At 62.5% G+C, this 18,574-nt stretch carries 15 protein-coding genes; 6 read left to right on the top strand and 9 right to left on the bottom strand.

The features are described from left to right. Positions 1 to 3: 3 nt before the first annotated feature. The 9 genes from gspG to J2728_RS03250 form a co-directional block, all read right to left on the bottom strand. Positions 4 to 471 carry a type II secretion system major pseudopilin GspG gene (gene gspG, locus J2728_RS03210; RefSeq protein ID WP_309996258.1) on the bottom strand — a complete coding sequence of 156 codons (468 nt, stop codon included), beginning with the start codon at positions 469 to 471 and terminating at the stop codon, positions 4 to 6. After that, positions 444 to 1,085 carry a hypothetical protein gene (locus tag J2728_RS03215; protein WP_309996261.1) on the bottom strand — a complete coding sequence of 214 codons (642 nt, stop codon included), beginning with the start codon at positions 1,083 to 1,085 and terminating at the stop codon, positions 444 to 446. The genes gspG and J2728_RS03215 overlap by 28 nt, the downstream gene beginning before the upstream one ends. Before the next feature lie 46 nt (positions 1,086 to 1,131). Further along, positions 1,132 to 3,090 (bottom strand): type II secretion system secretin GspD, encoded by a 1,959-nt coding sequence (gene gspD, locus J2728_RS03220; protein ID WP_309996264.1) that lies wholly within the window; start codon positions 3,088 to 3,090, stop codon positions 1,132 to 1,134. Positions 3,091 to 3,098: 8 nt separating this feature from the next. Further along, a complete protein-coding gene (locus J2728_RS03225; RefSeq protein ID WP_309996267.1) occupies positions 3,099 to 3,626 on the bottom strand; it encodes a hypothetical protein in 528 nt (175 codons plus the stop codon). Continuing rightward, a complete protein-coding gene (gene pilO, locus J2728_RS03230) occupies positions 3,611 to 4,108 on the bottom strand; it encodes a type 4a pilus biogenesis protein PilO (RefSeq protein WP_309996269.1) in 498 nt (165 codons plus the stop codon). The genes J2728_RS03225 and pilO overlap by 16 nt, the downstream gene beginning before the upstream one ends. Positions 4,109 to 4,119: 11 nt before the next feature. Beyond that, positions 4,120 to 4,968 (bottom strand): hypothetical protein, encoded by an 849-nt coding sequence (locus J2728_RS03235; RefSeq protein WP_309996273.1) that lies wholly within the window; start codon positions 4,966 to 4,968, stop codon positions 4,120 to 4,122. Beyond that, positions 4,965 to 5,543, bottom strand: coding sequence for a hypothetical protein (locus J2728_RS03240; protein ID WP_309996276.1), 579 nt, complete (start codon positions 5,541 to 5,543; stop codon positions 4,965 to 4,967). Before J2728_RS03240 ends, J2728_RS03235 begins: the two co-directional genes overlap by 4 nt. Continuing rightward, the gene (locus J2728_RS03245; RefSeq protein WP_309996279.1) at positions 5,540 to 5,926 is read right to left on the bottom strand and encodes a hypothetical protein; all 387 of its coding nucleotides are present in this window, start codon (positions 5,924 to 5,926) and stop codon (positions 5,540 to 5,542) included. The genes J2728_RS03240 and J2728_RS03245 overlap by 4 nt, the downstream gene beginning before the upstream one ends. A 792-nt stretch (positions 5,927 to 6,718) precedes the next feature. Beyond that, the gene (locus tag J2728_RS03250; RefSeq protein WP_309996282.1) at positions 6,719 to 10,933 is read right to left on the bottom strand and encodes an RHS repeat-associated core domain-containing protein; all 4,215 of its coding nucleotides are present in this window, start codon (positions 10,931 to 10,933) and stop codon (positions 6,719 to 6,721) included. Positions 10,934 to 11,184: 251 nt separating this feature from the next. Here J2728_RS03250 and J2728_RS03255 point away from each other — a divergent pair, with 251 nt between their 5' ends. The 6 genes from J2728_RS03255 to J2728_RS03280 all read left to right on the top strand — a co-directional run bounded on the left by J2728_RS03255 (position 11,185) and on the right by J2728_RS03280 (position 18,280). Then, positions 11,185 to 12,954, top strand: coding sequence for an Ig-like domain-containing protein (locus tag J2728_RS03255; RefSeq protein ID WP_404979690.1), 1,770 nt, complete (start codon positions 11,185 to 11,187; stop codon positions 12,952 to 12,954). Between the two features lie 591 nt (positions 12,955 to 13,545). Beyond that, on the top strand, positions 13,546 to 13,872 hold the full coding sequence (locus J2728_RS03260) for a MarR family transcriptional regulator (RefSeq protein WP_309996288.1): 327 nt from the start codon (positions 13,546 to 13,548) through the stop codon (positions 13,870 to 13,872). Between the two features lie 322 nt (positions 13,873 to 14,194). After that, positions 14,195 to 16,837, top strand: coding sequence for a DNA-directed RNA polymerase (locus J2728_RS03265; RefSeq protein WP_309996291.1), 2,643 nt, complete (start codon positions 14,195 to 14,197; stop codon positions 16,835 to 16,837). 88 nt (positions 16,838 to 16,925) lie between these two features. Next, complete coding sequence (locus tag J2728_RS03270; RefSeq protein WP_309996294.1) at positions 16,926 to 17,162, top strand: hypothetical protein; 237 nt, start codon at positions 16,926 to 16,928, stop codon at positions 17,160 to 17,162. 504 nt (positions 17,163 to 17,666) lie between these two features. Further along, the gene (locus J2728_RS03275; protein WP_309996297.1) at positions 17,667 to 17,936 is read left to right on the top strand and encodes a helix-turn-helix domain-containing protein; all 270 of its coding nucleotides are present in this window, start codon (positions 17,667 to 17,669) and stop codon (positions 17,934 to 17,936) included. 77 nt (positions 17,937 to 18,013) lie between these two features. Continuing rightward, positions 18,014 to 18,280 (top strand): hypothetical protein, encoded by a 267-nt coding sequence (locus tag J2728_RS03280; RefSeq protein ID WP_309996301.1) that lies wholly within the window; start codon positions 18,014 to 18,016, stop codon positions 18,278 to 18,280. The last annotated feature ends 294 nt before the right edge of the window (positions 18,281 to 18,574 follow it).

The raw sequence follows: 18,574 nt of genomic DNA on the forward strand, positions 1-18,574 counted from the left end.
GGTTCACTTGCCGCTCGCGGCGGCGGCGGCCTGGATCGGCGCCTGCAGGTCAAGGTTTGGCCCCACCCCTCCGACCTTGCCGTCCGCGCCGAGGCTCGTAACCGCGAACGTCTCGGCATCGGCCGCGAGCTCGTATCGGATTTCGCGATTCCAGGGATCGTTGAGCGTCTTGGCGTCTTTCAGGTAGGGACCAGTCCACCCCTCGATCGTCGATCCGTTGGTCAGAAGGGCCTTTAGTCCTCCTTCCGCGCTCGTCGGATAGTGTCCGACATCGGAACGGAACATCTCGACGGCGGAAGCGATATTGTCGACCTGAACCCGTCCGGCTTTCGCGCGCGCGCGCTGCATCTGTCCCATGAGGCTAGGCACCAGCACGGCGGCGATCAAGGCGATGACGCCGACCACCACGAGCATTTCGGTCAGAGTATAACCGGCCGAGCCCTTCAGCCGGCGGCGAGCAGGGTTTCGCATGCCAGATTGTCCTTCCATCCGCGTGTAAGCCGCCGGGAGATCACGGCGGCGGGGTTTAAGCCATTGCCGGTGAAGCGAACGATGCGTTCATCGCGCCAGCCGTCCTCGTCCGTGACCGAGATTCGCCAGACCTCGCCAGCGCGCCATTTGCTGTCGTCCTTACCAGCATCGGGCTCGACGTAGCCGAGGGCTGGGGCAAAGGACGCCGCGCCATAAAAGGAGATCAGCGCGCCCGCGCAGGCTTTCCAATTCTTGGAACTGTCCGCATCGGCCGCCCAGGGTAGCCCCTCGACATTTGGCAGACTTGAAAGCCTGGCTCGCAGGGCGTCGTGGTCGGTGACGCCAAGTCGGTCCAATGTATCGTCATCGAGGCTTGGAGCATTCGAGAGCGCCATCTTTGGCCGCTCGGGTTCAGCCGCCACGTCGAACGCCTTACCAAGACTTGGAACGGTCCATCGATAGGGCGGCGCGCGACTACTGGTCGCGATCGCCAGCAGAGCCACGTTATGGGCGCCCGCGAGCAGATACTCCGTCTGCGTCTTCTGAAAGTCGGCTCGCGCCAGACGGAGCTCCGATACCGACCTCGATACGAAGGCGATCGTGATGACAGCCAAGGCCGTCCCGATCATCGCCGCGGCCGGCGTCGCATAGCCATCTTGGCTAGAGCCCCCCATCAAGAAGCCCTCGCGCGTTTAGTTCTCGCATATCGTTGAACAGGTTGCGCATCGCCGTATCGGATTGGTCCGCCTCGGTCATCACGCGCGCGCGCAACAACACGATCAGTTCGGTGCGGGCCGTGTCCCTGGTAGCCGTCTTGAAAAGACGCCCCACCCCCGGGATATCCTTCAGTACCGGAACCCCTGAATTGCCTTCGTTACGCGTGCGGCTGATGAGCCCGCCCAAGGCGACGACGCCGCCATCCCGCAACGTCAGCGTGCTCTGGAACTTGCGCTGCTGGATGGTGGGAGAGTCGATACCGGAGCTCCGGGTCTGGATCACCGAACTGACTTCTTGCGACACATCGAGAATGATGCGGTTTTCCCCGCTGATCCGAGGCGTCACGCTCAGGATCACGCCGCTATCGCGATAATCGACATTGTTGATGATCGCCGTGTTGTTGCTCTGCGTGCTCTGAGAGCTCTGGGTCACGACCGGCACCTGATCGCCGACCTGGAGCTTGGCCATCTTGTTGTCGAGCGTGATGATCTTCGGCGCCGAGACCACTTCGACGCCCGTGCGCGCCCCCAGGGCATTGATCGCCGCCTGGAAGTCCGAGCTGAGGAACGTGATCGAGAATCCCGGATAGGTGGGTCCGATCGTCCCGGTCGTACCTGTCGTGTTTGTCGCCCGAATACGTCCGTTATCGCCCAGAACCGACCAATCGACGCCGAACTTGAAATTGTCGCCGAGCGTCACCTCGAGGACGGAGGCCTCGATCAAGACCTGACTTTGAGGCTTGTCGAGTTCGGCCAGGATCTTTTGGATCTGCACCCATCGCCATGAGGGCGCGGACACCAGCAGCGTATTGGTGTCCTTATCGACCGCCGCACGGGCTGTCTCATTGTTGAGCGAGGCGACGCCGAGGGTGGAGTTGGCCGTGGTGACGTTGGGCGCGGCATCACCGGCGCTGACAGTGGTTTGGCCGATCGTGTCACGCGTTGCCGGCGTACCGCTCGTCGTGGAGCTATCGATGCCGCCCTGCCCGCCGAGCACCGCGTTGAGCGTCTTGCCAAGAGACTCGGCCGAGGTGTTTCGAGGGTGATAGACCCACAAGGAGGTCGCCGTGTCCTTGGTCGGCGCATCGAGGCGATAGACCCAAGGAGTGATATCGTTAAGCGCCTTCTCGGTCCGCCCAAAAACAAGAATGCCATTGAGTCGCTTCAGCGGCAGGACGTTGAGACCCGAAATACCCGCGGCCTTGACCATCCCCTCGAGCTCGCCCGCCACCGTCGCGGCCGACGCATTGCTCAAATCGAACCAGCGCAAGCGAGCCTCGCGCAAGCCGCTTTGATCGAGCAGTTGTAGCGTGTCGAGCGCCGACTTGAGCTCCTGGCCGCCGCCCGCCAGGACGATCAATCCAAGATGATCATCCGCGTGCAGCACCAAACCCTTGCCCGAGATCGCGTCGAGCGCCTTGGCGACTTCGGTGGGCACGGCGAAGGACAGCGGAACGGCGACAACCTCGTAGCCGAGGCTACGAGGACTATCGCCGATGGAACGCAAGCCTGACACCGAACGGGCTCGAGCCTTGGCCGTCACGATCAGGCTGTCGCCATTGCGGACCAGGGCGATGTCGTTGGCGGCCAGCGCTGCTTCGAAGGCCTGCAGGAGCTGCGCTTTGGTCAGCCGCTGCTCGATGCGAAAAGAGATCTTGCCGCTAACGGACGGATCTATCGTGTAGGCCACGCCGATGGAGTCTAAGACCTCGCGCGCGGCCTGCCCGACATCCGCGTCCTGAAACGCGAAGCTGTAAGACGCTTCTTGGTCGGCTCGGACAGCTTGCGCCCACGCCACGTCGGGCAGCGCCGCGACCAAGCCGGCGGCTTGAAGCGCGAGCGCGCCACAAGCGCTCATCATCGCCGAACGGATCGAATAACCACTGGAGAGAAAAAGAGTCACACGAACCATCACTGAGGCATGCCTGGCGCGCTCGCCGGCGGCGGGGGAGACCTGAACCCTGGCGGCGCCCCGGCAGCGGCTTGTTCCGATGATCCTGGCGTGGAAGCGCCTAGGATGACTTCCCGCTCGCCAATCGGCGTCGCGATCACGGCGCTCGAACCCGAAACAGCCTTAAGCGTGACGCCATTTCTCGTCTCGCCAACCGAGAACCATTCGGCCGTCGCGCCGCCAACCGACAAAAGCGCGCCCGTTCGGACGGGTGTCCGGACAAGGCCGAACACCTGAACGGCGACATCGGCTTGCCCTTCGCCCAGGGGCGCGGGCGTCGCGAACAGCGGCTTGGCTAGGATTTGCGCGAGCGCGTCGCTGGGACGCTGAGGTGGGCTGCGGGCCCCCGTGGAGATTTGGCTCATGCGAGCGTCGAGCGCGTCTATCGCCTCGCCCTGCGCGTGACCTCCAGACAGCGCCCAAAGCGCGCCGCCGGCGACAAGTCCCGCCAGGCTCGCCGCGCCGATGCTGATCAGCCGCGCGTCCAACAGAACACCTTTCCCGAAAGCGATAGCCGCGCGCCCGCGCCCGCGGCGGTAATGTCGGCCGTATCCACGAACACCGCTGGAGCGCCTCGGCTCAGGCGATCCATGAAGGAGGCGATCTTTTCGTACGGCCCCTCGACCTGAAGGCTGAGCGGTAGAGGAGCAATTCGCGCGCCCGCGTCGATAGGTTCGCCCCAAGCGATCTGCATGCCTTGCAGACCTTCCGCGACGGCGGCGTCCTCGAAGTCCTGGCGGACCTTCTGAAAGCCCCTGTCGCTAAGACCTTCGCACACCGCGCCTTTGGGATAGGCGGCGCTATCGCCCGGCATCCGCGCCAAGCGCTCGGCGCGAGTCACCTTCTGCTCCAGAGCCGCCACTCGCTCGTCATAGCCGTCCGGAGTGGCCACGAACTTCAGCGCGCCAGCGGTGGCGGTCGTCACGACCAGGGCGGCGATGACGCAGCTCCCGATCCATACGGGACCCAATGGACGCTCCATCAGCGCACCTCGCTTTCGGCGCGCGGGCTGGCCGCGACCGGCTCGGGCACCGAGGGCCTGATCGTCCGCTTCTCGACGGCCCAGAGGAAGACGCCGGATCGGATCGGCTTGAGGGATCGCCGCAATTTCCGATCACCAAACACCGCGATCGGAGCCTGGGCGCCCCCGGCCTCCACGGCAAGAAGGTCTTGCTCCCAGTGCACCCCCTCGATCTGGGCGCTCCCGGTCTTCACGTTGCTGATCCAACCAAGGTCGGCCATGAGGTCGCTCAACGGCTGTCCCTTGTCGCGCCATTGCCTCAGCGCATGATCCTGGGCCTTCAAACGCGCCTTGGCTGAGGCGGCGCGCAGCTTGGCGTCGGCCTGCTGCTCTGCGATGGCGAGCTTGCCTTCCAATTCGACGCGCCGCCCAATGGCGAGGCTGACGGCGAGCACCAGCGCGAAGACGATGACCCCGGCCGCGAGCCCCACGGCCGCGAGGCGCTTGGCGCGCGCGGCGGAAACATAGGCGGACTCGAAAATGACGCTGACATCACGTCCGTCGACCTGCGCGCGAGTCTCGAGCCGGCCGTCGACGTCTCGCGCCAGAACATAGAAGGCGGCGAACCGCGCCGGGGCGCCAGGTCGCCAGGCTTCCAGCCGGCGGAGCTGATAGACGACGTCTCCAGCGGGCAAGGGCGAGCTGAGGCGAACATCGAGCTCCGCCGTTCTCGTTTGCTCCCAGGGCATGCCAGGGGGCGCCAGGACCGTCCGGACGAACACCTTGGGCTCGGGCTTCTCGACGGGGGCGGGCTTTGGCGCGACGTCGTCGGGCTCATCCACCAGGCGGAGACTACCGGGCTGGATCATGGCGCGCCCCTGCAGTCTTGGATCACGACATCATACTCGCAGTCGGCCCGCTGCTGACGCCAGACCTTGGCGAGGGCCAGCGTCTTCTCCTTGGCGTCCGCCTGGCCGAGGATCGCCACGCCATCGAGGGACTGCCACGCTGGCGCGGGCGGCGGCATGGGCGCTGGAGGCCAGACGTCGCTAGACTGATAGGAGCCGAGATAACGGAACTTCGGGGTCTCCCCCTCGGGAAGCTTCAGGCTTGTCTCCTGGCCGTCCCGATCGCGAACGACAAGACGCTCGTCTTCAATGCGAACAGCGCAGCGCTGGGCGCCGCCGCAATCGACCTCGAGCCCACGCTCGTCGCCGACCAGATGAGCGACCTGGTCGGACCTGAACGGCGCCTCGCGCGCGAGAAGTCGCTCCAGCCGCTGATCGATCGATCTTTGCAGCATCGATTGTTCGACCCGTTCTCGGGCTTTCAGCTGCCCCTTGGCGATGAGCCCCAGGCTGGTCGTCAGGCCGCCCATCGCCAGGCCCAGAATAGCCAAGGCCGCCAAGGCCTCGGCCGCCGTGTATCCGTCCTGGCCGCTCATGACTCGAGCGCCGCGGGGCAGACGGCGTTGGTCCGCGCCTCGAACCGGCGGTTGTCGCGCGCGCCCGTGAGCACCACGCGCCGCTCGCAGATCGCGCCCGAGCCGAATGTGCCCACCGGTTCGGACACGGTCCTGGTCCAAGCGAAATCGGCGGACTGGCCGCTCGTTTGACCGGGTTCGGCCGGGGCCGTTTCGAGAAGATAGGCCGACATCTCGCTGGCCCGGCGGAATTCCAGGGCGAGATCCGCGGCCTCCCGGCTTCCATGGGTGGCGGTGATCGAGGAGACGAGAACGGCGGCCAGGATCATCAGGGCCACCAGAGCGTCGACGGCGGCATAGCCGGCCTTATCGCGGAGCGCGTCCCGGCGCGGGCGCGCTCGCACCACACACGACCTTGACGCCCCCACACTCACGCTCGGCACCCCATCCCGTCGCCAGGCTATCCGGCGAGGCCACCATCTAGCGTCAAGCCGGGACGGGTTTCAAGGTTAGGTTGTTTGGAGGGAGACTTCGTCCATTGGGGGGGGGGGGGGAATAGGGCGCCTGAGACAGCTGTGATACGATCCACGCTGGGCTAAGAAATTTAGCTTTGCGGTTGCGCGCCGAAAGTAAAAACGAGAATTCACATTCTCCGCTCCGGCAGCAAAGAAGATTGAGTGCTTCAAAAGTCAAGCGCACCGCGCCTTCTGAGCAACACGCCGCCACCGACAGCGCCCTCACCCGTGCGGTTATTAAATCCAGTTTCCCGTGACCTGCATATTCACAATAAATATCATAAAGAAGGCCAAAGCGCTCTGAAGAGTTCCTATCGAGGCCGCAGCCAACCGCACCCCGCGAAGCCAAACTGTCACACAGATACCCAACACTACGCTGACAATGAAGGCTACGTTCGGAGCCTCCAACAACCATATCGGGCGTTGCACTGGAGCGCGGCTTGGATCCACTACGAAAACACCCCCCCAAACAGCACTGAAGATTACCGGCAGCGCCAAGACCAACGCCAACGTGGGGCCGAACGGTCGATCAGACCTCGAAAAAAACCTCCAACCTAAATAGAGCAAAAGGATTTCTATAATCGCCAAGGCAAAGTGATACCGCATCAAATTTATTTCCAATAATTAGAGCACTGCGGTGGCTCATTTATCGCCCCGTGCTCGCCTCACGAAATACTTTTACTATCGACATGAGAGCCCGTCAGGCGTCGGCTTACCACCGTTCGTGCACATTATAGCTTCGCCTACATAACCGCCGCCCCGGCGATCGCTAACGGGATTCCACCCAAAAAACGGCAACAGCCACGACCGAGTATCATATGGATTTACCGTATCCGGGAATGGCACGCCAGCCGCCAAGAGGCTCTTCTGGACAAGATCTCCGCAGTTGCAACCTATAAAGTCATAGTCCTTCACAATTTCTTGTCTTGCAGCTTTCCGCATCGCTTCATCCTGGCTCGGAGTTGTCTTCCGACGCACACGATCTTCATAGCGATCCAGAAGAGGGTCTTTCAAAATATCCTTGATCTTGGTTGGAACTCGACCACTCGGTGTATCGGTTTGAAAATCGACGACCTTGTAATCCGAGGGACCATGCAGGCCGCCGCCGACCGCGCCATCCTTTGAGAAGTAGGTCCATCCATTCCGATCGTCCCCAACCAGCAGGGCCTGATGGTCCATCTTGATACCGTACTGACTCATAAATGTATCATTCAGAGCGATAACGTCGGTGCCCGTTGGATCAGCGTAGTTTACCGGATCATTTCCCACATAGGCGTACCAGTTCATACCATCGTCGTAGCCGATGGGGTCGGTTTGGAGGAACCGGCCATGGAAGGGTGAATAGGCACGGGCCTTATAGTGATAGAGTGACAAGTCGGGCAGATAGATCTGTCCCGTGTATTGGAAGAGGCCCTGGTTGCTCCCGCCTGGCGCGCCGTATTCGTCGTAGGTATAGATCAGTCGGATCGTGGAGTTGCTCACCGTCGTGGTGGCGATCGCGCCGCTGGCGTTGGTGACGGCAACGATCGATCCCTGATGATCGGCATGCAGCCATTCGGCCTTGGTGCTCGCGCCAGCATATCGCACGAGAGGCTCGTCGGCCCCAAGGCCATGCACGTAACGGCGCAGCAACGTGCCGGTGTTGCTATATTCTCCGATCACTTTGGAGCCATCGTAGAGATAGCGCGTCACCGTACCGGCGGCCGTCGTCTGATAAAGGCGGCCCAGCGGGTCATAAGAGAGGCTCGCACCAAACGTATTCCCCCTCAGGCGATTTTCCGCGTCGTAGGTCCAGGTCGTGGAGCCATCGGACCGTAGATTGCCGCGCGCATCATAGTTGATGCTCGTCGATCCGGCCGAGGTCATTTGATTAAGGCCGTTGGAGCCATAGACGCGATCGCCCGGATCGGGCTGAGGGAAGACGTAAACCGGGTTGCTGACTGTCCGTCTCGTGATCTGCCCTGAGGCGTTATACGACATCCCGTAGGTGACGCTGTCCGCCGCGGCGGCGGGCACACCATGGCTCAGGCTACTCAGAAGCAGATTGGACGGATCATAGCCATAGTTGGTGGTCGCGCCGTTGCCACGCGTAAGACTCGCGCGGCGCCCCAAGGCGTCGTAGGTGAAGCTGACCAGCGTGTCGCTGCCGGCTCGAAGAATAGCCCTCAGCGCTCCAGCGTTGTCATAGTCGTAGGTGACGAAGAAGCTGTCTGGCCAGGTGAGCTTGGTGCGCCGGCCCGCCGCGTCGTACTCATTGCCGACCCTGCTGGCCGTTCCTAGCGCGTCGTCCTGCTCCCACAGCATTCGGCTCAGCGCGTCATAGCTCCGGCTGGTGGTGCGCGTTCCGTTCGTGATCGAGATTGGATTGCCGAAGTTGTCGTAGGTGTAGGTGTAGCTCGCGCCGGCCACGTCAGCGCTCGGCGTCGTTTGGGTGCGTAGACGCCCCAGATTGTCGTAGCTGCTAGTAATGGCCGTTCCACCGCGCAGGGCGCGTGAAGTGACGTTGCCGGCGCTGTCATAGGCATACTCTTCGTAGTCAGCGCCGTTGGATCCGCCCGAGCCCTTGCTCGGGCTCGGGTAGGTCACGCGCTGCAGGCGGTCCAGACCATCATACGCATAGGTCGTGACGTTGCCCTCGCCGTCCTTTTCGGTCTCGACCTTGCCGTTGGCGGTATAGGTCGTCCGACGATCGTAGAGAGGCGCCACCCCCATGCCCGACCGCACCGCGATCACCTGATTATAGGCGTCGTAGGTCATCTGGGTGATGCGATCGGGATCCGGGCCGGTCGTGTTCACCGAGCAAGCGTCCGGCCGGCCACCGAACGCGGCCATGCGCTGAGCGACACAATTGACGCGGCCGAGGCTGTCGTAATTGGTTTGGGTCACGGCGTAGGCCGAGCCGCTGGCGTTCATCGACACTTTCGCCGCCGGTCGCGCGTAGCTGTCGTACTCGGCCGTCACGGAGCTTTGCGTCTGGAAGCTGTTATTGAACGTCGCGTCAGAGCGATCGGTCACCACGCCCGTCTGGACCATCTGCACCTGCCCGTCCGCGCGATAGGTGGTCTTGCTCGCCCGGTACTTGGTCGAACCGTCGATCGTGACCGCCTGCCCCACCGTTCCGACAACCCAACGCGAGGCGTCGTAGCGCGTCTGCACGAGATCGCCGTTGCCCGGCAGCGGACCATCGGCCTCGATCACGTCGCCGCGGACGTTATAGGCATAGGTGGTCGTTGAACTGACGCTGGCGTCGCCGGCTCGCGTCGTCACCGAGATCGGGCGCGCGTTATGATAGGATCCGGTTCCGCTTTCATAGGCGTATTCCGTGATCAACTCGTCCGCCGTGCCCGCGCAACTGGATTGCGTGCGACAGGACGAGGTCGATTGCAGACGCCAAGCCGGCGCTCCCGAAACAACCGCGCCGTCCTTGATGTAGGTCGCGCTCACCTGAGTGTAGAAATAGCGGGTTTGCGGGCGAACTCCGTTGGGCCCCGCCGGCAGGGTCATTGTCGCGACCAGGCCGTTGTTGGAATAATAGGTGTAGTCGGTCTGCTTGCCGTTCTCGTCGCGCGTCCAATCGGGCTTATTGCAGATCGTCGTCGCCGGCGTCGTGATTGTTCGACAGCTATAGCTCGCCGTCATTTCCGTCACCGACAAGCTCGATCCGCTTTTGGGATAGTGCTTGCGGCTCGTGATGTTGGCGTATGTGTCGTACAGATACTCATACGCGTCACCACCCGGCAACGTCACTTTCTTTAGCCGACCGAAACCCAAGCGGCTGCTCGTGGCGTCATTCACATAGGCATAGGTGGTGGTCAAACCGCTGGGATTTTGCCCGGTCACGCCCTGCTGGTCGGTCAGCACATGTCCGTTGCCAAGGCGCGCGCGAACAATCCGCTGCACCCCGTTTGGCGCCGTGACCGTCGTGGTCAGAACGCCGTCGATCGCATCACCCGCCGCGGAGTCTTGGGTGAAGGCATAGCTATAGGTCCAAGTGGCGCCGCCGACCGCCGCGGACGTGACACGATAGCTCGTATCGCCGGTGAAAAGCGGTGTCTTCGTGAGAACGAAGGTGCGGACGCCATCGCCCAATGCGCTCGAGACCGTATAGGTGTAGCTTTGCCCGGACGGCGTCGTCGTTGGGACCTGGATGGCGCGGCCCAGCGCATACTGGCCGCTAAATTTGACACCGCCGCAGTCGGTGTCCGTGCAATTCCCGGTCGTCAAGTTAGAGGCGAAAGCGTTGATGCCGCCCTGGTCACTGATAATGACGTATCCTAGGCTACTTTCGACCTTTATCGTTGTTCCATTCCGGGTATAATTTAAAATCTCACCCGTCGGATACTTCAATGATCTTATGAATCCAACCTTAGGAACTATCTGATGATCCTTATCCTGGTCATCCCGATAGAAGATGTAGTCGAATACCGCCTTTGTGCCGTCAGGCGCCGTGTATATTACGCCCGAGGTCGCATCCGCATCCGTATTAAAATCTCCGACGCCATCATCCATTGGCGTCGTCATATCGGTCCCCGCGAAGCCCGAGAAATCCCGGGTCCTTCCGTCAAGAACCAGAATTGTGTGCAAGTTCCTTATGGTTCCATAAGCCTTAATGTATGAGTACAGCGAAAATACCGCGCTGCCAGATGCGTTTATATTTTTGACAGCATTTATAGATCCACCGCCAGATCCTATGCTGTTGCTGATCTGGGAGAATGAAACGTCGCCCGAGACCAGATCGACCCCATTGGGATCCACGGCCGTATTCCTCGGCGGCGGGATTTCGGTTTGCTGAGCCACGGCGGGCGCGCAAAAAACTGTCGCGACAAAGAGGGAAAAGGCCGCCTTGCGCGCCCCGCCGACGACGCGTCCCGCAAATCCTCGGAAGTTACAGCCCATCGATCGCCCCTAGCGTGCTAACGCGCCAAATGACGGGAGCATTGCCGGGCGATTTCACTCACGTCAACATTGCAAATTCAAAAATTCAATGTCAGGTTCATCTTGATTTTCACGTCCAGGGAAGTGCTGGCATGGCGCGGTTTGGTGGTGCGGCGAGTGCTGTTGCGATCTTGGTCGCGCTCTCGACTTCCGTTGACGGTCAGGCCCAGTCCGTACAGACCGGCTATACTTACGACGTCCACGGACGATTGGTGGGGGTCACCCGCCCAAGTTCAACAACCACCTATACCTACGACAAGGCCCAGAACCGGACCCGCGTGGTCACCGCCGCCGGCAACAGCGCTCCCGTCGCCAACAACGACAGCGTCAGCGTCTCCACCGGCGCGGCCGTATCCTTCAATCCGCTGTCCAACGACACCGACGCCGACAGCGACGCCTTCTTCCTGACCAGCGTCAGCGGCTGGAACACCAGCAAGGGCTCGGTGTCCTACACGGCCAACTGCCTGCGCACCGCAGCGACCTGCGTCACCTACGCCGCCAACAGCGGCGCCAGCGGAACCGACAGCTTCACCTACGCCGTCTCCGACGGCAAAGGCGGGACCGCCACAGGCACGATCACCGTCACCATCAACGCCGCCGTCGCTCCTCCAGTGACCTCGGCCTCCACCACGACGGTCGTGGGCAACTACGCCGGGAGCTCGAATTCCTATCCACTCAGTCTCAATATCTCTGGCGGGACGCCTACTAGCCTGACGATCACCTCGGCTCCGCCGTCCAGCGCGGGAACGGCCAGCGTCAGTGGAACCTCCATCTTCTTCACGCCCGCGAACAACTACACCGGCCAGACCTCGTTGCAGTACACCGCTTCCAACGCTGGTGGGACGAGTTCTCCGGCCACCGCGACCATCACGGTCACCCCATCCGCAGGCGCCCCGGTCGCCCGCGACGACAACATCACCGTGCCCCCTGGCACTGGGATCACCTTCCAACCCAAGAACAACGACACCGGCTCCGGTCTTCGGATCACGGCCGCCACGCAACCTTCGATCGGTCGCGTCGCCTTCGATGACGACAACATTTGGGTCGGCGACATGGGCGCGGGCGGCTTCAACACCAGCTTCCAATATACCATCACCGACAACAGCGGCCGAAGCTCCACCGCCACGGTCAACGTCACCGCCGCAACCAGCCCGCCGCCCGTCGCCAACAACGACAGCATCACCGTACCCTACGGTTCGGGGATCACCTTCCAACCCAAGAACAACGACACCGGCTCTGGCCTTCGGATCACGGGCGCCACGCAGCCCTCCGTGGGCCGAACCGCCTTCGATGACGATAACATCTGGGTCGGCGACATGGGTGCGGGCGGCTTCAACACCAGCTTCCAATATACCATCACCGACAACAGCGGACGGACCTCCACCGCCACGGTCAGCGTCACCGCCGCCTCGAACCCGAACCCGCCGCCCGTCGCCAACAACGACAGCATCATCGTACCCTACGGTTCGGGGATCACCTTCCAACCCAAGAACAACGACACCGGCGCTGGCCTGCGAATCACGGGCGCCACGCAGCCCTCCGTGGGCCGCACCGCCTTCGACGAAGACAACATCTGGGTCGGCGACATGGGCGCGGGCGGTTTCAACACCAGCTTCCAATACACCATCACCGACAACAGCGGCCAAACCTCCAGCGCCACGGTCAACGTGGCCGCTGCGGCCAACCCCAACACCCCCAACAACACCGCGCCCGTCGCTAACGACGACAGGCTCGGCGGGTTGAGCGTAGGAGAATCAGAGAACGTATTGGTTCTTGAGAATGATACTGACGCCGACGGAGACGCCCTGACCATCACCAGCATCAGCACCACGAATGGTTCCAAGGCGTACTATGGGAACAACGGCTCGAGTATTGAGGTAACGGCCAAAGCCAAGGGCTCCGAGACGATCACGTATACTATTTCTGATGGCCGCGGCGGCACCGCCACGGGCATGCTCACGGTCACGGTTGTCCGCTTCTGACCTTCAGGAACCTTCGGAGTATATCTGGGGAGCTCTGACCAGATAGGCGGCTTTGTCCGCGGCGGGCCAGATCGAAAGCACGACTGCTCGCCGGCGGCGGCTTTTGAACAGCTTCCAGACGGGTAGCCGGACATTGAAGCCGAAAAAGCTCGGGCCGGGGCCGGGGCTCTGCGAACCACCATCGGCCTGGCCCTGAACCACCGCAATGTCGACGCACAAGGCCACCGACTCGCATCGGTTGAAGCGCCACGGTCACTACGTCCAAAGTTGACGCAACAAACCGGAACAATATGAGAACAAATGGCCCTCTCAGGGCCACCCGAACAGCGCGCGGGGGGTACGCGCTGCCGTCTCGGAGATCGCCAAAGAAGACCGGCGTCTTCCTGCCAAGCTAGGTGCCTGAAGTGAGTGACATTTTTATCCCGAACATCTTTGGAGTGTCGGTGCATCTGGAGTGGCGTCGATGGAGTGGCGCTGTCTACGCCATCTCCCGGGGTTCCTCCTTGCAATTCGCGGTGGGTTGGGTAACAGGGGTCATTTCGCGTTCGCGCAAGTGCAAGCGCCTCACAGCCGAGCAATGGATTCAAACCCATGCCAATCTCGCCGCCCACGCTGAAGGTGCAGCAACTCTCCAACGTGATGGAGGAGTTCCTGAGTCTGGATAGCAACATGCCGGTAGTCCAGGCCCTCATCTTCCTGTTTGTCGCCTCTCGTGATCTCGCCCAAGGCGTTGGGCCGACGGGTCAGGATATCAGCGAGGCCTTGAAGATCGACGCCAGCCGCGTGTCGCGAAACCTAGCTCGCTTGGCGGAGGCCGGTCTGGTCGAACGCGAACGCGGCGATATGGGCGTCAAGCGCAACACCATCACCACGACTGGGCGCAAGTACCTGAACCACCTCACCAACCTCATCCGGTAAGTCTCGCCCGCAGCGACACGATCTTGAAAGTTACGCAGCCGAATCAATGTCAATTGCGCAATCGCGATTAAGTTGCCGCAAAGGGCTCTCTTCGTGAGCAGCGTCGGCGGTACCTTCCGGACGCGAACCCGGACATCTCGCGGCAGCGCGTTTTATCGCGCGGCGACCGTGAGAGGTGTGGGCGAGATCGCGACACATCTAAATTATCCCTTTTATATCAATAAGTTATAGAATACCAAGTCTCTTGACTGTCCGCGCGGAGCTATCAAACGCCACCGCGACCCACACTCCAAGAAAACTTCAGATAACTGACAGGCGCGCCATGATCGAACCCCCACTGATTGCAGCTCTCGACCAGGTCGCCGCCGAACTCGCCGACCCCGCCGCTGCCAGACAATTCGAGCTTGAGGTGGAAATGATCGAGCAGGGCCGGCACAAGTTCTGGGATCACGTGTCGCGCGCGCGCCCTAGCCTGACCAAGGACGGCCGCTTGCGAGAACGGGAGGAAAGTCGCGCGCCGACCTCTCAAGGCCTTATGCGGATCGCTCTAAACCCCGTTCGAGACGGTATCATAGACTTTCTGCGTCGCGCCGGGAACGGCGGGGCCGGACGACGCCCAATGGCGGTCAAGCGCCTCGCGTTGATCGAACCGGAGGTCGCGGCGTTCCTGGCCGTGAAGCTGTGCTTGGACGCTTTCTCGCTGTCGCTCTCTCAGACTTCGCTCTGTATCCGCCTAGGTCGCGCGATCGAGGACGAGGTCCGCATCAGGGTCTTCGAGGCCAAAGCCACAAACCTTCTGGCAAAGATCCGCGAGCGGTTCACCACGTCGAGTTCCAGACACCATCGCCGGGTGTTGAACGCCCTAGCCAGGCGCCACGACATCGACCTGGGCGAGCATTGGCCCGAGACCGAGGCGCTGCACGTCGGCGCCGCCCTGCTCACGCAGGTGATCGAGCGCACGGGGTTGTTCGAACTTGTCACTGAACAGTCGGGCGGCCAGACCCGCTCCATCGTGCAACCTACCGCAGCGACCTTGGCGTGGGTCCGCAAGCGCGAGGCCGCCGCGCAGTTCCTGTTGCCGGCCTACATGCCTCTGATCATAAAGCCTCGGCCGTGGACCACTCCGACGGACGGCGGATATCATTACAACCTCGCCGGAAAGCTGCGCCTGGTGAAGAACAGGGACCGAGGCTATCAGTCGGCGCTGCGTCGATGGGACATGCCGCTGGTCTATCGCGCGATAAACGCGCTGCAGGACACGCCCTGGTCGGTGAACACCGACATCCTACCGCTGATGCTCGACACCGCGCGCAAGGGCGCCGCGTTGGGCGGACTGCCCGAAACAACGACCATCGACGTTCCGCCCGCTCCCACCAACATTCCGGCCGAGAAGGAAGCCCGCTCCGAGGAGCAACAACAGCGCCTCGTCGCCTGGAAATCCAGGGCTCGCGCGATCCATATGGAAAACTTGGAGCGCCGCCAGAAAGGCCTCGTCCTGGCCCGAACCCTGGCGATCGCTCAGAAATACGCTGAAGAGCCAGCGTTGTTCTTTCCCTACACGCTGGACTTCCGCGGACGGGCTTATCCCGCGACCTCCTTCCTACAACCGCAGGGCTGCGACTATCAGAAGGCGCTACTACGCTTCTCCGTGGGTAAGCCCGTGGGCGAGCAGGGTGCCGCTTGGCTGGCGATCCATGGCGCGAACCTGATGGGCCGAGACCCGATCACGAACCTGAACCTCGGCAAGCTGCCCCTCCAGGCGCGCATCGACTGGGTATTCGCCAACGAGGCCAGGATTCTGGCCGCCGCCGCGAATCCGAAAGTTTCCGACTGGTGGGCCAAGGCTGGCGGACCGTGGCAGTTTCTGGCGTTCTGTCACGAGTGGGCGGGTTATGCGCGCGAGGGGGGCAGCTTCCGAAGCCACCTTCCCGTCGCCCTTGACGGCTCCTGCAACGGCCTCCAACACTTCTCGGCGATGCTGCGCGACGAGGTCGGCGGGGCGGCCGTGAACCTCGTTCCACACCCGCTGCCAGCCGACATTTACGGGATGGTGCGCGACCGCGCCCTGACCCAAGTCGAGGCGGACGCCCGTTGCGAGATGCTAGCGGCGCCCGATGTGCCGAAGGATGAGGCCGGCCGCAACATTGATTCTCCCGAACTTCAGGCGGCGCGGAAGCGCAACGCCGACATCGCCGCGGCGCGGGCGTGGGTGGCGTCCGGCCAGCTCGACCGCGAGCTTTGCAAGCGCCCGGTCATGACCATGCCCTACGGCTCCAAGGTGTTCGGCATCAAGGACCAGATCATGGAGGAGATCCGCCGGCGCGGCGTCCTGCTAGTCGACCCGGCGACAGGCGAGGCCGGCGACGGTTGGAACGAATGTGGCTACATGGCCAAGGTCATTTGGCAGGCGCTGGGCTCCGTGGTGGTAAAGGCTCGCGAGGCGATGGACTGGCTCCAGACATGTGCTGGGTTGGCGGCGGCCGAACAGCAACCCATCAACTGGGTTACGCCCGACGGCTTCTGGGTCCAGCAGGACTATCGCGAAACTCACTCTCGCCGGGTCAAGTCCCAGGTCGCGGGCGCCATATTCTGGCCGCGCCTGGCCGAGGAGAGTCCGACCGTGTCCAGGTTGCGCCAGCAGAACGGTGTCGCCCCCAACTTCGTGCACTCGATGGACGGCGCGGCCATGCGGCTTTGCGTCATCACAGCCATGGACATGGGCATCGCCAGCTTCGCGATGATCCACGACAGCTACGCCACGCACGCCGCCGACACTGGAGCCCTCTACGCGTGTATTCGCTCTTCGTTCATAGACATGTACTCACGGCACGACGTGCTCAAGGACTTCCGGGTCCAACTCGAGAGTCAGCTCTCCGTAGAGAGCGCTGGCCACATTCCCACTCCGCCGCGGCCCGGTACGCTAGATCTCGCGGGCGTGGCCTCCTGCGACTTTTTCTTCGCGTGACGAATTGCGATCGCGCGATCGACATTTACTGCCAATCGCAACCGCCCGGGACGTCGCGGACACGTGTACGGCCTTCAAGGAGACTAAAATGTTCCAAGACCACATCGCCCATTTGCGAACGCTGGCCATCAACGCCGCCGATCAGTTCTGGAAGCACGGACAGCCGGTCCCCACGCTCATCCTGATACGGCTCAACGCGCTCGGCCTGAACGTTCGGACGCTAGAAGCCCGCTACGCCATCAATCAAGGGAATAATTGCAATCGCACAATCACAACGCCACTTCGACGCCGTGAACCCCAGGACGCCGCCCTGTTCCCGACCTGACCGGACGCGAGTCTCACGCTGTTTCACAAACGCAAGACCATCGACGTGCTGGTGGTTCACTGCTCGGCGATCACAACGTTGGAGGGCGCGAGGAGATCGACAAGATCCACCGCGCGCGGGGACTTTCCGCCATTGGCTACCACTACGTCGTTCGACGCGACGGCGCCGTCGAGGCTGGCATCCCGTCGACGGCGCCGTCGGCGCGCACGTGGAGGGCTTCAATGGCCCATCGGTCGGCATGCGCCTGATCGGTGGCGTGGCCCCAGCGGGCAAGACGCCCGAAAACAACTTCACGCCCGCCCAATTCTAGGGCTCGGCCCTACGCGGGCCAGCTTCAGGCAAGCCTTTCGCCTCGCTAGGAGTGTCGGCCATCGGGACCTGTCGCCAGGCCTAAATCGCGACGGGAAGATCACCCCGAGCACGTCGCTGAAAGCCTGCCCGTCATTCGACGTCGTCGCCTTGGTCAAGTTCACGGGACTCCGGTCCCTAACCGAAAGATCCGCCATGCGAACCTCCGTCAACACCACCCCCGCTCAACTGTCCGCCATCAAACAGGTGCAAGCCGACGGCACGCCTCAGCAAAGGACAGTGTTGGCCCACCTAATGGACTGGCGCGACAAGGGTCTGTCGCAACTCGAAGCGCGACACCTCTATCGCATCGCCGCCCTGCCACGCCGAATTGCCGACTTGGTCGAGGTCGGGGTGCCTATTCGTAAAGCGCGAGACCAGATCCCCGGGGAGCGCGGCCACATCCGCTACTCCCTTGATATCTAGTCGTCTCGCCCGGCAACTTAATTGCGATTGCACCATCGCAATTAAGTTGCCGCTAAGGACAATCTCACGAGGCTATCATGCAGACACCGCCCCTCGCGGCCCTCTCACGGCGTCTGGTCGAGAGGGTCCTGCAGGTTCTCACGGGCGCGGACAACAAGACGCTGGCCATCGGCCGGGTCATGTCCGTTCCCTACCTGCTCGCCACCCTGGCGCTTCCCTATGTCCTGCTCCGCCTCGGTCGCGAGTTCTCGCTGACCGAGGCGGGCGTCTACATCACCGCCTCCGCTGGAGGCTTCATGGCGCTCGTCCGAGGGACCGACTGGACCGAGCCCGACCCGAACTGAATCTCAAGCGCCCCTCCGTCCAACGGGGCATGCGCTGAGCGGGATGACTCCGGCGCGATGCGTCGTCCAGTCCGAAGAGCCCGCTTTGAGATGGACCAGGCGATCAATGCCTAAGCCAAGGTAGCGCTCGATCGCCCAGCAAGGCTCGGCGCAAACGAGCCCTCAAGCCCACCTCGATCGCGCGGCGCGAAACGCCCGCCCGCGCTTCCAATTTCGAAATCGCCTTCAAAGGCGTCACGACAGGATCCCCTATCATGAACACAACCATCCGCTTCCAGCGAGGAGCGCTCGCCC

The organism is Caulobacter segnis, from assembly GCF_031454995.1.
GTDB lineage: Bacteria > Pseudomonadota > Alphaproteobacteria > Caulobacterales > Caulobacteraceae > Caulobacter > Caulobacter segnis_E.